This is a genomic window from Streptomyces sp. NPDC007189, assembly GCF_040703635.1.
Taxonomy (GTDB): Bacteria; Actinomycetota; Actinomycetes; order Streptomycetales; family Streptomycetaceae; genus Streptomyces.
The window spans coordinates 1-14,089 of record NZ_JBEYEY010000011.1 but is presented as its reverse complement, the minus strand read 5'-3'; the positions used below and the strand labels follow the sequence as shown (position 1 = coordinate 14,089).

Below are 14,089 nucleotides of genomic sequence, written 5' to 3'. Positions count from 1 at the left end.
GTCGCTGGTCTGCGGGGCTCGTTGCGGGGAGAGGGAGGAAGTCGGCGTTCGGGGCCGAGGAGGCGGGATACGGCGGCTCAGAAGGCCGCGTTGTAGAGGCCGCCGGCGATGGCCCCGCCGATCAGGGGACCGACGACCGGTATCCAGGCGTAACCCCAGTCGGAGCTGCCCTTGTTGGGGATCGGCAGGAAGGTGTGCACGATGCGCGGGCCGAGGTCGCGGGCGGGGTTGATGGCGTAACCGGTGGGGCCGCCCAGGGAGAGCCCGATGCCCACGACGAGCAGGGAGACGATCAGCACGGTGGTACCGGACTCGCCGAGCCCCTTCGTCAGTCCGAAGGCGAGGATCGGCAGCACCAGCGCGACGGTCGCGATGATCTCGGTGATCAGGTTGGCGAGCGGGTTCCGGATCTCGGGGATGGTCGAGAAGACGCCCAGCGTCGGCACCGGTTCGTCGGCCGTGCCCTGCGTGGTGCCCTCCTTGCGGACGTTGGCCTGGAACTGGGCGAGGTACACCAGATAGGCCAGCACGGCCCCGAGCATCGCGCCGACGAGCTGGCCCAGCAGATACACCCACACCTTGCCCCACTTGCCGGTGTCGATGGCGATGCCGAGGGTGACCGCGGGGTTGAGCTGGCCGCCGGAGAGCGGAGCGGCGGTGTACGCGCCCGCGAGGACGCCGAAGCCCCAGCCGAACGCGATGACGACCCAGCCGGAGGCCCGCGCCTTGGAGTATCTGAGGGTGACGGCGGCGCAGACACCGGCACCGAAGAGGATCAGGATCGCGGTGCCGATGACTTCGCCGACGAATATGTCTCCATTGCTCATGGCGGCTCCCTTGGCGCCTTTCGGGGCGGGCGGCCCCGGACTTCCGTGCGGGAAAGCTCCGTTGGCGTCTGCAGCCGGAGGCAGGGAGTCCTAAGTCCCGCCCGGCGTCCGTGACGAGCGTGCCGTCGCAGCCGCATCGCCGGGGAAGGACGGGTCGTGGAGCAGGACAGACCCGTGGCGCAGCGCCTGATAACGCCGAGAATGTACGGCGATGTCGGCTGACACCGGGAAGTGTTCACCGGCGCCCGGGGGGCGTCAAGGTTGCCGACGGCGACGGTGACATCGACGCGTCCCCGCCCGGGGTCACCGGCGCCGGGCCGCGACGGACATGTGGCCCGGCCGGCGCATCGCACACCCGGGATGTGCCTCAACGGGCGGGTGCGGCAAGGATCTTCACCGCCCCGGCTCCACGACCGCGCACCCGGCCGGCGCCGGCGCCGCCCCCGAGCCGCGCCGGACCTCGTGACCGGGCAGCCCGGCCCGCCCCAGCACCCAGCTCCCGCCGCGCAGCGCCTTGGCCGCCTGCTTCAGCGGCGCCAGCTGGGCGGCGGCCTGCCGGTGGTCGCCCACGCTGCCCGGTGCGCACACCACGGTCGCCAGCGACAGCGTGACCGGCCGGCCCCCGGCCGACCAGGGCGCGTCGAGCACGGCGGCGACCAGCGGACCGAGCGCCTCCTCCTCGGCCAGCACCAGGAAGTCGTCGCCGCCGATGTGCCCCACGCGCGCGTGCCCCGGAACCGCCTGTTGCAGCGCCCGCCCGACCGACCGGATCAGCTCGTCGCCCGCGGCGAACCCGGCGCCGTCGTTGACCTGCTTGAAGTGGTCGATGTCCAGCCAGCTGAGCGCGAAGGCGCGGCCGTCCGCGATCCGCCGGTCCACCTCGCTGGTGATCGCGTCCGAACCGGGCAGCCGGGTCAGCGGGTTGAGCCCGGCCGCCTCCTCGACCCGGCTCTCGGCCAGCGCCCGCACCAGGTCCGCGAGCCGTACGACGCCCACGCACCGGCCGTGCCGGTCGACCACCGCGACATCGTCGGAGGTGCGGTCCCGGCCGCCGACCGCGACGACGTCCAGCACCTCCCAGGCGGTGGCGTCGACGCCGACCGTCCGGGGCGCGTCCCCGAGCTTGAAGGCCGGCCGGTCGGCGTACAGGGCGTGCCCGTAGCGGCCGGACATCGACAGCAGGAACCGGGACCGGTGCACCGAGCGCACGGGCCGGCCCGCCTGGTCCACCAGCAGCACCCCGGACACATCGGGTGAACCGGTCAGCAGCGCCCGCACCTGTCCCGCCGGGGCGGTCACCGGCAGTACGGCGGCCGGGCGCACGAACTCCCGCACCGACGGCCCCGACCGGGGCACACCGACGGTGCCGGGGGAGCGGGGCGGAACGTATACGTCCGCGGCGGGGATCCGGGCCGGCGGCGCGAACAGCTCGCCCTGGCCCAGCTGCGCCCCGGCCGACAGCGCCGCCGCGTACTGCAGTTCCGTCTCCACGCCCTCCACCGCGACCAGGGCGCCCAGGTCCTCGCACAGCGTGCGCATCGCCCGCACCGCGGCCGGCCGCGCCAGCAGGCAGGCGTCCAGCTTGACCAGGTCGGGGGAGAGGTCGGTGAGCAGCCGAAGCGGTACGTCACCGTCCCCGACACCGTCGGCGCTGATCCGGAACCCCTGTTCGCGCAGTGCGGCCACCGCCTCCAACAGGGCCCGCTGCGGCACGTGTGTGTACGGCGGGACCACGTCCAGCGTGACCTCCCAGGGCAGCCGCCCGGCCGCGCGCACGGCGTCGTGCAGGGGGGTGAGGCCGCCGAGGTCGGCGAGCGTGGCCGCGAACACGTTCAGGTGCAGCGGCAGCAGGATCTCCTTGCGTGCCGCGGCACGCAGCGCCGACACCGCGAGTCTCCCGTCGAGTTCGGGATCCCGGCGGGCCTCGGCCAGGATGTCACCCGTCTCCGGGCGGGCGAGTGTCTCCAGTGCGGCGACCGCGCCCGTCCTCAGGTTGACCACCGGCTGGAAGGCGAAGCGGAGAGTATCCGTCCAGGAGTGCACGGGAGCATGATGGCGCTGCCCGCGTACGCCCAGGCGCAGTTCATGAGACGTTCACGCAGGATTCCGGGGTGGTCACTCAGCGTGGAACCACAGGGGCCACAAACGCCTCCGCCCACCTCACCGCGATCAGCGCCGCCCGTCCGGAAAGGGGCACAGAGCTTCCCGGGCGGAACGCTCACCTGATAGATGCAGGAGACATGACACGACTCACCAGTGCAGTCCGCGGTCTCGTCACCGCCCTCGCCGCCCTGCTGGCCGTGACCACCGCCCCCGCGGCCGCCGGGGCCACGACGGAGCCCAGGGCGCCCAAGGACTTCGTGGCCCTGAGCAGCGTGGATCCCACGATCATCCAGGAGATCCGCTACTTCACCCCGCACAACTTCGTGGGCGAGCGCATCGACGGCTACGAGCAGCCGATCTGCATCCTCACCCGCCCCGCCGCCGAGGCCCTCCACAAGGCCCAGCGCATTCTGCTCCGCAAGGGCTACACCCTCAAGGTGTACGACTGCTACCGGCCGCAGCGCGCCGTGAACCACTTCGTCCGCTGGGCCGAGGACCTCGACGACCAGGCGATGAAGGCCGAGTTCTATCCGAACGTCGACAAGACCCGGCTCTTCGCGGACGGTTACATCGCCGAGAAGTCCGGCCACAGCCGCGGCTCGACCATGGACCTCACGATCGTGAAGCTCCCCGCGCGGCCGACCCGCCCCTACCACCCCGGACAGCCGCTCGTGCCCTGCTACGCGCCCAAGGACGAGCGCTTCCCCGACAACTCCGTCGACATGGGCACCGGATTCGACTGCTTCGACACCCTCGCGCACACCCTCGACCCGCGCATCCAGGGCGTACAGCGCGCCAACCGCCTGCTGCTCAAGAACACCATGGAGAGCCTCGGATTCGTGAACCTCGCCGAGGAGTGGTGGCACTACACGTACCAGCCCGAGCCGTACCCGGACACCTACTTCGACTTCCCCGTGTCCCGGAAGTCCCTCGCCAGCGGACACTGACCGCCTGCCCAAGACGACCCACTTCCGATCGGATACAGTCCGCGCGTGTCCGAAACTCAAGCCTCAACTGCCAATTCCGCACCGGACTCGCACTGTTCGAGGTGCGGAGCGCCCTATGGAGAGGGCGTTTCCGGCTGGCCGCGCACCTGCCCCGCGTGCGGAACCGTCGCCTACCGCAATCCGCTGCCGGTCGCGATCGCGCTCCAGCCCGTGTACGACACCAAGGGCACGGCCCTCGTCGTCATCACCCGGACCGTCGCCCCCGCGCGCGGGGGCACGGCCCTGCCCGGCGGTTACATCGACGACCGGGAGGACTGGAAGCAGGCCGTCGTGCGGGAACTCAAGGAGGAGACCGGCATCGACGCGGCCGCGCGCGACGTGCGGCTCGTGGACGCCATGAGCTCGCCCGACGGGCACCTGCTGCTGTTCGGACTCCTCCCGGAGCGCCCGGTGGAAGGCCTTCCGCCCGCCGGCCCCACGGACGAGACCGAGGGCTGGGAGCTGCTGCGCCGGCCCGAGGAACTCGCCTTCCCGCTGCACACCCTGGCCGTCAGGGCCTGGTTCGAGGGCCGGTACGTCTGACCGGCGCGGCTCAGCCGAGCCCCCGCACCCGCACCGGGTACGGCGGCTCGGCGGAACCCCCCTCCCCCTCCCGCGTGACCACCACCCGGGCACCCTGGCGGCGGGCGACGTACCGTTCGACCTCCGGTTCCTCCCACCCGTCGCCCGCGTCCGGCACCACCAGACCGCCGCCCGTACGGCCACGCGCGGGCGCCCACACCTCCAGCTCGAGACCGCCATCGGCGCCGCGCACCGGGACGACCGCGCCCGCGCGCGCGAACACCGGTATCCGCGCCAGCGGCGCGTCGACGACAACCCGCGCCGGCCCGTCGTACGCCTCCTGCGTCACGGTGTCGTACCACCGGCCCCGCGGCAGCCGTACCGCGCGCCGTTCGGCGCCCGGACCCAGCACCGGAGCCACCAGCAGAGCCTCCCCGAGCAAAAACGCGTCCTCGCAGTCGCGCAGCGTCCGGTCCTCCGGCGCCGACCACCACAGCGGCCGCACATAGGGAGCGCCGGTGCGCCGGGCCAGATGCGCCAGCGTCATGAAGTACGGCAGCAGCCGCCGCCGTTCGAGCAGCGCCACGCGCGCGTGCTCCAGCACCTCGGGACCGAACTCCCAGGGCTCCCGGCGCCCCGCCCGCACACTCGCGTGGGTGCGGAACAGCGGCAGATACGCCCCCAGCTGGAACCACCTGAGATACAGCTCCGGCGAGGGATCGCCGTCGAAACCGCCCACGTCCGGGCCCGAGTACGGCACTCCGCACAGCCCGAGCCCCAGCACCAGCGACAGCGACGCCCGCAGCCCCGGCCAGCCCGTCGCCACGTCCCCGGACCAGCTGCCCCCGTAGCGCTGCAGCCCCGCCCAGCCCGACCGCGAGAACAGGAACGGCCGCTTGCCGGGCGACAGCTCGCGCAGCGCCTCGTAGCCCGCCCGGGCCATGCAGAGCGCGTACACGTTGTGCGCCTCCCGGTGATCGCCGCCGCACCCCTCCAGCGTGTGCCGGGCCGAACGCGGCAGGGTCGGCTCACCGAAGGCGTTGAAGGACGTCGGCTCGTTCATGTCGTGCCAGAAGCCGGCGAAGCCCTGCCCCAGCCGCTCCTCGTAGAGCCCGCCCCACCACTTGCGCACGCGCGCGTGCGTGAAATCCGGGAAGACCGACTCCCCGGCCCACACCACACCGCGCACCGTGCGCCCGGAGGCGTCCCGCACGAACGCGTCCACGGCCGAGCCGCTGTCGTACACGGCGTTGCCCGGCGCCGCCTTCACCGCCGGGTCGACGACCGACACCAGCCGGATCCCGTCCCGGCGCAGCTCCTCGGCGAGCTGCGGCAGCTTCGGGAACCGCTCCTGATCGACCGTGAACACCTGGTGGTCGTCGTAGTGGTCGATGTCCAGGTGCACGGCGTCCAGCGGCAGCCCGCGCTCCTGGTATCCCGCGACGATCCGGCGGACCTCCTGCTCGCTGCCGAAGCCCCACCGCGCGTGCTGGTGACCGAGCGCCCACGCGGGCGGCACCGCGGGCGCCCCGGTGAGCGAGGCCCACGTGTGCAGCACGCGCGCGGGGGCGCCCACGATCACCCAGCAGCGCAGCGGGCCGCCGTCCATCCGCAGCTCGCAGCGCCCCGCCCGGTCGTGCCCCGACCCGGCCCCCTCCTCGCCCTCGCGCAGCACCACCGTGCCGTCCCACGTCGTGTCGTGGAACACCAGATGCGTGCCGGCGTCCGCCACCACCAGCTGCACCGGCATGGTCAGGTACAGCGGATCGTCACCGGGGCCGAACGCCCGGCCGGGGTCGGTGTTCCACAGCCGGTACGCCCCGTCCCGCAGCCGGGGCCCGGCCGCCCGGCCGCCCAGACCGAAGAAGCGCGCGTCCGCCGGCACCTCCGACCGCTGCATCCAGCGCGCCGGGCCCCCGCCGACCGGCTCCCACCAGCGCGGCGGCAGGTCCCGGCGCAGGGTCACGCCACCGGGCGTGCGCACCTCCACCGCGCCGTGCCGTGAGACGGCGACCGTCACCCGCTCGGCGACCACCCGCCAGCCACCGTCCTTGTCCGGCTCCAGCACGGCGCGCGGATCCGGCTCCGGACAGCTCCCGGCGAGCGCGTACGAGGGCTGCGGGCCCGTCCCGTCCCAGCCCCAGAACACGGCCCCGTTCACCGCGACGGTGATCCGCAGCTCGGACCGCCCGAACCGGATCAGCCCGCCGCCCGGCCCCGGCTCCGCGCTCTCCAGCCGGCCCGGGACCCGCGCCCGCTCGGCTCCCCGCCGCGGCAGCGCGGCGGCGTCGATCCGCCGCCTGCGCCACGCCGCCCGGACGGTACGCAAACCCCGAGCCGCCCTCCCCGCCCCGACTCCACTCACCGAACGCACCAGGTCACGACCGTCCATGCTGCTCACCCTGCCACTGCGCGCCCCACGCGCGCGTGTCGTTCAACTGCCGTTCACCCGTGGCGAGACCACATCTTCACGACACGGACTGTGTGGGGCGCACCCTGGTGTAGAAGTCGATCACATGGCATCGTCCCTGTCAGCCGCGTCACGCGCACACCCCAGCCGTGCGCGGACCGACGCACACGACGCGCACAGCCCGGGAGCCGCCACCATGTCGACCGCGAACCCCCAGCCGCTCTGGCAGCCCGATCCAGAGCGGATCGCCCAGGCACGCATCACCCGGTTCCAGGCCTGGGCCGCCGAGCACCACGGCGCCCCCGCCGACGGCGGCTATCCCGCCCTGCACCAGTGGTCCGTCGACCACCTGGAGACGTTCTGGGAAGCCGTCACCGAGTGGTTCGACGTCCGCTTCTCCACGCCGTACGCGCGTGTGCTCGGCGACCGCGCCATGCCCGGCGCCCAGTGGTTCCCCGGAGCCACCCTCAACTACGCCGAGCACGCCCTGCGCGCCGCCGCCGACCGCGCGGACGAACCCGCCCTGCTGTATGTCGACGAGACCCACGAACCGCGCCCGGTGACCTGGCTGGAGCTGCGCCGCCAGGTCGGCTCCCTCGCCGCCGAACTGCGCGCGCTCGGGGTCCGCCCCGGCGACCGGGTCAGCGGCTACCTGCCCAACGTTCCGCAGGCCGTCGTCGCCCTGCTCGCCACGGCCGCCGTCGGCGCCGTGTGGACCTCCTGCGCCCCCGACTTCGGCGCCCGCAGCGTCCTGGACCGCTTCCAGCAGGTCGAGCCCGTCGTGTTGTTCACCGTCGACGGCTACCGCTACGGCGGCAAGGAGCACGACCGCCGAGAGATCGTCGTCGAGCTGCGCCGCGAGCTGCCCACCCTGCGCGCCGTCGTCCACATCCCGCTGCTGGGCACACCGGCGCCCGAGGGCGCCCTGGAGTGGTCGGCGCTGACCGCGGGCGACGCCGAGCCGGTCTTCGAGCAGGTCCCGTTCGACCACCCGCTGTGGGTGCTGTACTCCTCCGGCACCACGGGCCTGCCCAAGGCCATCGTCCAGTCCCAGGGCGGCATCCTGGTCGAGCACCTCAAGCAGCTCGGCCTGCACTGCGACCTCGGCCCCGAGGACCGCTTCTTCTGGTACACCTCGACCGGCTGGATGATGTGGAACTTCCTCGTCTCCGGCCTGCTCACCGGCACGACGATCGTCCTGTACGACGGCAGCCCCGGCTACCCGGACACGGGCGCCCAGTGGCGGGTCGCCGAACGCACCGGCGCCACCCTCTACGGCACCTCCGCCGCTTATGTCATGGCCTGCCGCAAGGCCGGCGTCCACCCTGTCCGCGACTACGACCTGTCCGCCGTGCAGTGCGTCGCCACGACCGGCTCCCCGCTGCCGCCCGACGGCTTCCGCTGGCTGCACGACGAGGTCCGCGACGACCTGTGGATCGCCTCCGTCAGCGGCGGCACCGACGTCTGCTCCTGCTTCGCCGGCGGCGTACCGACCCTCCCGGTGTACACCGGCGAACTCCAGGCGCCCGGCCTCGGCACCGATCTGCAGGCCTGGGACCCGAGCGGCAAGCCGGTCGTCGACGAGGTCGGCGAACTCGTCGTCACCAACCCGATGCCCTCCATGCCGATCCGCTTCTGGAACGACCCGGACGGCAGCCGCTACCACGACAGCTACTTCGCCACCTACCCCGGCGTCTGGCGGCACGGCGACTGGATCACCGTCACCTCGCGCGGCACCGTGATCATCCACGGCCGTTCCGACTCCACCCTCAACCGGCAGGGCGTGCGCATGGGCTCGGCCGACATCTACGAGGTCGTCGAACGGCTGCCGGAGATCAAGGAGTCCCTGGTCATCGGCATCGAGCAGCCCGACGGCGGCTACTGGATGCCGCTGTTCGTGCACCTCGCGCCCGGCGCCGTCCTCGACGAGGCCCTGCTGAACCGGATCAGGCAGACGATCCGCGAGCAGCTCTCGCCGCGCCACGTGCCCGACGAGATCATCGAGGTGCCCGGCGTCCCGCACACCCTCACCGGCAAGCGCATCGAGGTCCCCGTCAAGCGCCTCCTGCAGGGCACCCCGCTGGAGAAGGCGGTCAACCCCGGCTCCATCGACGACCTCGCCCTGCTCGGCTTCTACGAGGAACTCGCCCGCAAGCGCGGCTGACACCGCGGGCCTCACCCTCCATAGGTGGCCTCGGACTCGCCCAGTACGGCGGCGAAGTCCGAGGCCAGCCGCGCGGCCTCGGCAGGCGTCAGCCCCGCGGCGGTGATCCGGACGCCGGGCCCGGAAGCCAGCCGGAACCTCGCCCCGGCCGCGACCCACCAGCCGTACGACCGCAGCCCGTTCACCACCGCCGACTCGTCACGCACCGGCACCCACAGGTTCATCCCGCTCACGGCGTGCGAGGCGATGTTCCGTGCGCTCAGCTCGCCGGCCAGCGCGGTGCGGCGCAGCACGTACGTCTCACGCGCGCGTGCCACCAACGCGCGCATGCCCTCGTCGGTCATCAGCCCGTGCACGGTCTCCTGCAGCAGATGGCTGACCCAGCCCGAGGTGAGCAGCAGCCGGCCGTCGTGCCGCGCGAGCGTCACCGGGTCGCAGGCCGCCGCCGCCCAGCGCAGATCCGTCCCCAGGAACTTGCTGACGGTCCGCACATGCACCCAGCGCCCCGGTCCCGCGCTCGTCACCGTGTGCAGAGGGGCGCCCGACACCTCCGAGGCGTGGTCGTTCTCCACCACCAGCACCTCGGGCGCGGCACGCAACACCTCGGCCAGCGCGTCACGGCGGTCGGCCGAGAAGCACCCGCCGTACGGGTTCTGCGCGCGCGGGCTGAACACCACCGCCCGCGCCCCGGCCCTGAGCGCCTCGCGCAGGTCCTCCGGGCGGATCCCCGCGTCGTCCACGGCGACCGGGACCGTGCGCAGTCCCAGCGCCGCGACCAGATCCAGCAGGTGGTGATATCCCGGGTCCTCCATCGCCACGGCGTCCCCCGGACGCAATTCGGCCGACAGCACCCGGCCGATCAGGTCCAGCGCCCGTGCGCGAACGTCACGTGCTCCGCGGGGACGCCGTCCGCTGCCAGCCGCGCGACCGCACCTACCTCGCCTACGTCAACAACGTGATGGTCGTCGCCTTCCAGGTGCCGCTCGCCCGGTACGGCACCACCACCGCGGCAGCCCGGAAACTGCTCCTCCCGCTGTCCGCCGCCTCCGCCGCCGGTGGCGTCACCCTCGCCGTGTCCGCCACCGGCGGCACCGAGCAGGCAATCTGCCTGCTCACCGCGTCCGCCGTCCTCTTCACCCTGGCCGAGATGCTGCACGCCGTCGTGTCCTGGGAACTCTCCCTGGCTCTCGCCCCCGGCACCGCACAGGGCGCCTACCTCGGCGTGCACGGACTCGCCCAGTCCGCCCAGCGCAGCCTCGGCCCCCTCGCCGTCACCGCGGCCATCGCCACCGGCCCCCTCGGCTGGACCGGCTTCGGCGCCATCATCGCCGCGACCTGCGCACTTCAGCACCGCCTGGTCCGCGACCGCCTCCACGGCAGCCCGTTGTCAGTGCCGCCGGTTACGGTGAGTGAGCATTGATCGACTGCGCACTCAGGGGGAAACATGGCGCACACCGACCACCAGACCATGCGACGCGTCCTGCGCCGCGAGATCGCCGGCACCATCGGCCTGCTCACCGACGAACACGACTTCCGCGCCATGCGGCGCTACCGCAGCTTCACCTTCGACGACCACCAGACCTATCTCCGGCAGGTGGAAGCCGTCCTCAGGGCCCGCGCCGCCCAGGGCACCCACACCACACTCGCCCTCTTCGACCCCGAGGACTACGCCGCCTACTGCGCGCAAGCCGGCCTCGACCCCGAAGCCCCGGCCAGCCGGAGCCGCTTCACCGCGGAACTCGCCGCGACGGGCCCCACCATCCCCTACGACGGCCGGCCCCTCGCCACCCTCGTCCCCGCCCTCGTGGACGAAGCCGTACGCCAGGCGACATGGGAGTACGCCACCACCCTGCTCTCCCGCCTCGGCCCCTGCCCCACCTGCGGCGAGGACATCGGCAAAGCTGCCTTCACCCGCGCCTCCGAACTCCTCATCCGCATCCTCGACACCGCACCGCCCGGCGACCGCCACCTCGTGTGCAGCGTCTCCGGACCACCCGACACCCTGGTCGCCGTCCTCCACGGCGACCAAGACGCCGACGACGGCATCCGCCTAGACGAGGCGGAGGTCCTCGAATTCACCAGCGTCCTCGCGCTCGGCCTCGCGACCCGAAGCCCCGGCGGACTCGTCCTGCGCGCCAGCGCCCCCGACACGGCCGACCGGGTCTACGGCTGGCGACTGCGCTGCGGCGGCCTCGAACCACTCACCGCCGCCGAAGTCTTCGACGCCTACTGCACCGACGTCGAATCCGGCGACCTCATCTCCCCGGAATCCGGCGTCGACTACTGCCAGCCGCCCGACCTCGGAGCCGAGAGCGGCACACCGGACCACCGGCACTGAGCGCACCGAGACGCCACACAGGCGGACCGCGCCCACGGCGACAGCGCGCCGAACGCGCCAGGGGCGCCCCACCCGAAGGCGGGACGCCCCTGAACCCGGCACACGCGCGAAAAGCGCCGTCACGGCCTACTCGCCGGACAGCACCACCTGAGCCGCGGCCCGCGCCTCCTCGGCGCTGTCCGCGGCACGCGCCGCCGCCGCGGCCCGCTCGCACTGCGCCAGCGTGTACTTCGCCAGCGTCGCCCGGACATAAGGAATCGACGCCGCACCCATCGACAGGGAGGTGACGCCCAGACCGGTCAGCACACAGGCCAGCAGCGGGTCGGACGCGGCCTCGCCGCACACACCGCAGCTCTTGCCCTCGGCCTTCGCCGCCTCCGCGGACAACGCCACCAGGTCCAGCAGCGCCGGCTGCCACGGGTCCTGAAGCCGGGACACCGCGCCCACCTGCCGGTCGGCCGCGAACGTGTACTGCGCGAGGTCATTGGTCCCCAGCGAAAGGAACTCGACCTCCTGCAGGATCGAACGCGCCCGCAGCGCGGCCGACGGGATCTCCACCATCGCGCCGAACTTCGCCCGCAGCCCCGCCGCACGGCAGGCGTCCGCGAACGCCTTCGCGTCGGCACGGTCCGCGACCATCGGCGCCATGACCTCGAGGTAGACCGGCAGCCCCTCGGCGGCCTTCGCCAGCGCGGTCAGCTGCGTGCGCAGGATCTCCGGGTGGTCCAGCAGCGTGCGCAGGCCCCGCACGCCCAGCGCCGGGTTCGGCTCGTCGGAAGGAGTCAGGAAGTCCAGCGGCTTGTCCGCGCCCGCGTCCAGCACCCGCACGACCACACGGCCCTCGGGGAACGCCTCCAGCACCTGCCGGTAGGCCTCCACCTGCTTCGCCTCGGAAGGAGCGTTCTTGCTGTCGTCCAGGAACAGGAACTCGGTACGGAACAGACCGACACCCTCGGCTCCGGCCTCCACCGCGGCCGGCACGTCCGCCGGACCGCCCACGTTGGCCAGCAGCGGCACCTTGTGACCGTCCGCCGTCGCCCCCGGCCCGGTCGACGCGGCCAGCGCGGCCTTGCGCTCGGCGGCAGCGGCCTCCAGCTGCGCCTTCTTCTCCTCGCTCGGGTTCACGAAGATGTCGCCGGTGCTGCCGTCGACGGCGATCACCGTGCCCTCGGCCAGCTCACCGGCACCCGGCAGTGCCACGACCGCCGGCACGCCCAGCGCCCGCGCCAGGATCGCGCTGTGGCTGGTCGGCCCGCCCTCCTCGGTCACGAAGCCCAGCACCAGCGCGGGATCCAGCAGCGCGGTGTCCGCGGGGGCCAGGTCCCGGGCCACGAGTACATAGGGCTGGTCGCTGTCCGGGACACCCGGCATCGGCACGCCCAGCAGCCGGGCGACGATACGGTTCCGCACATCATCGAGATCGGCCACCCGGCCGGCGAGGTACTCACCGGCACCGGCCAGCAGCTCCCGGTAGGCCGCGAACGCGTCGTACACCGCGCGCTCGGCCGTGCTGCCGACGGCGATCCGCCGGTCCACATCGGCCATCAGCTCGGGGTCCTGGGCCATCATGGCCTGCGCCTCGAGTACGGCCTGGGCCTCGCCGCCGGCCAGATTGCCGCGCGCCATGAGATCGGCGGCCACGGCGTCCACGGCCTGGCGGGCACGCCCCTGCTCCCGCTCGGCCTCCTCCGCCGGTATCTGCTTGGCCGGCGGCTCCAGCACCGCCGTGCCCATGTGCCGGACCTCGCCGATGGCCACGCCATGACTCACGCCGACGCCTCGCAGCGTTGTCTCCATGTCACCCGTCTCCGATAGTGCGGCGGGCCGCGCCGCCGCGGTGGTTGTGCTGATCGCCGTCCGCTGACGGCACTGCCGTCAGTTCCAGGCGAAGAGGCTGTCGCCGGCCTTCACGTCTCCGCTGTCACGCAGGGCGGAAAGGGACTCGGCCGTGGCCTCGAGTGCGACGACGGGGCAGACCGGCGACTTGCCGGCGGCCTCGACCGCGGCCGGATTCCACCGGACGACGGCCTGGCCGCGCTTCACAGTGTCGCCCTTGCTCACGAGCAGCTCGAAACCCTCGCCGTTCAGCTGCACGGTGTCGATGCCGAGGTGGGTGAGCACGCCGCGCCCGCTCTCGTCCACCACGACGAAGGCGTGCGGGTGCAGGGAGACGATGACGCCGTCCACGGGCGCAACGGCCTCGGAAGGCTCACGCACGGGGTCGATCGCGGTGCCCGGGCCGACCATGGCCCCGGAGAAGACCGGATCCGGCACTTCGGCCAGTCCGATGGCACGTCCGGCCAGAGGGGACGTCACGGTGGTCATGGGAAGCCTCCCAAGGAGTGGAGCTGCTTACGGGCCGTCACTGGCTGTCCCGGACGGCGCACTGGCAGCAGGGTATGTCATATGAACTGGCGGTTCCGGATAGAAGCTACCAGCTAGTGGTCTAGACCACCAACCCCATGGATTTGCACCGTCTCCGAGGCTCCGTGTACAGTCGTACTCCTGCCTGGGGCGGAGGGCTGCGCAAGCGCCCCCGTCAGGCGGAACCCAAACTCATCAGATCCTATCTCTGGATCCGCTTCTGCATGCTCGCAGGGTGGTGGTCGGAGAGACGGAAAAAGCCTGATAGAGTGGGAAACATCGAAGGGAAGCGCCCGGAGGAAAGCCCGAGAGGGTGAGTACGAAGGAAGCGACCGTTCCTTGAGAACTCAACAGCGTGCCAAAAGTCAACGCCAG

The 14,089-nt window shown here is 72.6% G+C and carries 11 protein-coding genes; 5 read left to right on the top strand and 6 right to left on the bottom strand.

Features of this window, described 5'->3' with window-relative positions:
- Positions 1-77: 77 nt before the first annotated feature.
- Both AB0950_RS22300 and AB0950_RS22295 read right to left on the bottom strand, forming a co-directional pair.
- Positions 78-827, bottom strand: coding sequence for an MIP/aquaporin family protein (locus AB0950_RS22300; RefSeq protein ID WP_360573829.1), 750 nt, complete (start codon positions 825-827; stop codon positions 78-80).
- Between the two features lie 393 nt (positions 828-1,220).
- A complete protein-coding gene (locus tag AB0950_RS22295; protein ID WP_360573826.1) occupies positions 1,221-2,870 on the bottom strand; it encodes a GGDEF domain-containing protein in 1,650 nt (549 codons plus the stop codon).
- Between the two features lie 197 nt (positions 2,871-3,067).
- Between AB0950_RS22295 and AB0950_RS22290 the strand changes: the two genes are divergently transcribed.
- Together AB0950_RS22290 and AB0950_RS22285 are read left to right on the top strand one after the other, a co-directional pair.
- On the top strand, positions 3,068-3,877 hold the full coding sequence (locus tag AB0950_RS22290) for a M15 family metallopeptidase (protein WP_360157708.1): 810 nt from the start codon (positions 3,068-3,070) through the stop codon (positions 3,875-3,877).
- A gap of 45 nt (positions 3,878-3,922) precedes the next feature.
- A complete protein-coding gene (locus AB0950_RS22285; protein ID WP_360157711.1) occupies positions 3,923-4,459 on the top strand; it encodes an NUDIX domain-containing protein in 537 nt (178 codons plus the stop codon).
- A gap of 10 nt (positions 4,460-4,469) precedes the next feature.
- Here AB0950_RS22285 and AB0950_RS22280 read toward each other — a convergent pair whose 3' ends face one another.
- Positions 4,470-6,830 (bottom strand): TIM-barrel domain-containing protein, encoded by a 2,361-nt coding sequence (locus tag AB0950_RS22280; RefSeq protein WP_366779280.1) that lies wholly within the window; start codon positions 6,828-6,830, stop codon positions 4,470-4,472.
- Positions 6,831-7,044: 214 nt separating this feature from the next.
- On the opposite strand from AB0950_RS22280, the gene AB0950_RS22275 reads away from it, so the two are divergent.
- Positions 7,045-9,012, top strand: coding sequence for an acetoacetate--CoA ligase (locus AB0950_RS22275; RefSeq protein WP_366779279.1), 1,968 nt, complete (start codon positions 7,045-7,047; stop codon positions 9,010-9,012).
- 11 nt (positions 9,013-9,023) lie between these two features.
- On the opposite strand, the gene AB0950_RS22270 is transcribed toward AB0950_RS22275, so the two are convergent.
- Positions 9,024-9,824 carry an aminotransferase class I/II-fold pyridoxal phosphate-dependent enzyme gene (locus AB0950_RS22270; RefSeq protein WP_366779349.1) on the bottom strand — a complete coding sequence of 267 codons (801 nt, stop codon included), beginning with the start codon at positions 9,822-9,824 and terminating at the stop codon, positions 9,024-9,026.
- Between the two features lie 62 nt (positions 9,825-9,886).
- Between AB0950_RS22270 and AB0950_RS22265 the strand changes: the two genes are divergently transcribed.
- Positions 9,887-10,432, top strand: a complete 546-nt coding sequence (locus AB0950_RS22265) for a hypothetical protein (protein ID WP_366779278.1) — start codon at positions 9,887-9,889, stop codon at positions 10,430-10,432.
- Between the two features lie 24 nt (positions 10,433-10,456).
- On the top strand, positions 10,457-11,350 hold the full coding sequence (locus tag AB0950_RS22260; RefSeq protein ID WP_360573816.1) for a hypothetical protein: 894 nt from the start codon (positions 10,457-10,459) through the stop codon (positions 11,348-11,350).
- 126 nt (positions 11,351-11,476) lie between these two features.
- Here AB0950_RS22260 and ptsP read toward each other — a convergent pair whose 3' ends face one another.
- Positions 11,477-13,147 (bottom strand): phosphoenolpyruvate--protein phosphotransferase, encoded by a 1,671-nt coding sequence (ptsP, locus tag AB0950_RS22255; RefSeq protein WP_360157729.1) that lies wholly within the window; start codon positions 13,145-13,147, stop codon positions 11,477-11,479.
- Between the two features lie 78 nt (positions 13,148-13,225).
- Entirely contained in the window at positions 13,226-13,675 is a 450-nt protein-coding gene (locus AB0950_RS22250) for a PTS glucose transporter subunit IIA (RefSeq protein ID WP_360157732.1), read from the bottom strand.
- Positions 13,676-14,089 lie beyond the last annotated feature (414 nt).

Bases quoted from the DNA above. Each gene is read 5' to 3' on its own strand.
- AB0950_RS22275 (WP_366779279.1), top strand. From the start codon at position 7,045: ATGTCGACCGCGAACCCCCAGCCGCTCTGGCAGCCCGATCCAGAGCGG.
- AB0950_RS22270 (WP_366779349.1), bottom strand. From the start codon at position 9,824: ATGGAGGACCCGGGATATCACCACCTGCTGGATCTGGTCGCGGCGCTG.
- AB0950_RS22300 (WP_360573829.1), bottom strand. From the start codon at position 827: ATGAGCAATGGAGACATATTCGTCGGCGAAGTCATCGGCACCGCGATC.
- ptsP (WP_360157729.1), bottom strand. From the start codon at position 13,147: ATGGAGACAACGCTGCGAGGCGTCGGCGTGAGTCATGGCGTGGCCATC.
- AB0950_RS22260 (WP_360573816.1), top strand. From the start codon at position 10,457: ATGGCGCACACCGACCACCAGACCATGCGACGCGTCCTGCGCCGCGAG.
- AB0950_RS22250 (WP_360157732.1), bottom strand. From the start codon at position 13,675: ATGACCACCGTGACGTCCCCTCTGGCCGGACGTGCCATCGGACTGGCC.
- AB0950_RS22280 (WP_366779280.1), bottom strand. From the start codon at position 6,830: ATGGACGGTCGTGACCTGGTGCGTTCGGTGAGTGGAGTCGGGGCGGGG.
- AB0950_RS22290 (WP_360157708.1), top strand. From the start codon at position 3,068: ATGACACGACTCACCAGTGCAGTCCGCGGTCTCGTCACCGCCCTCGCC.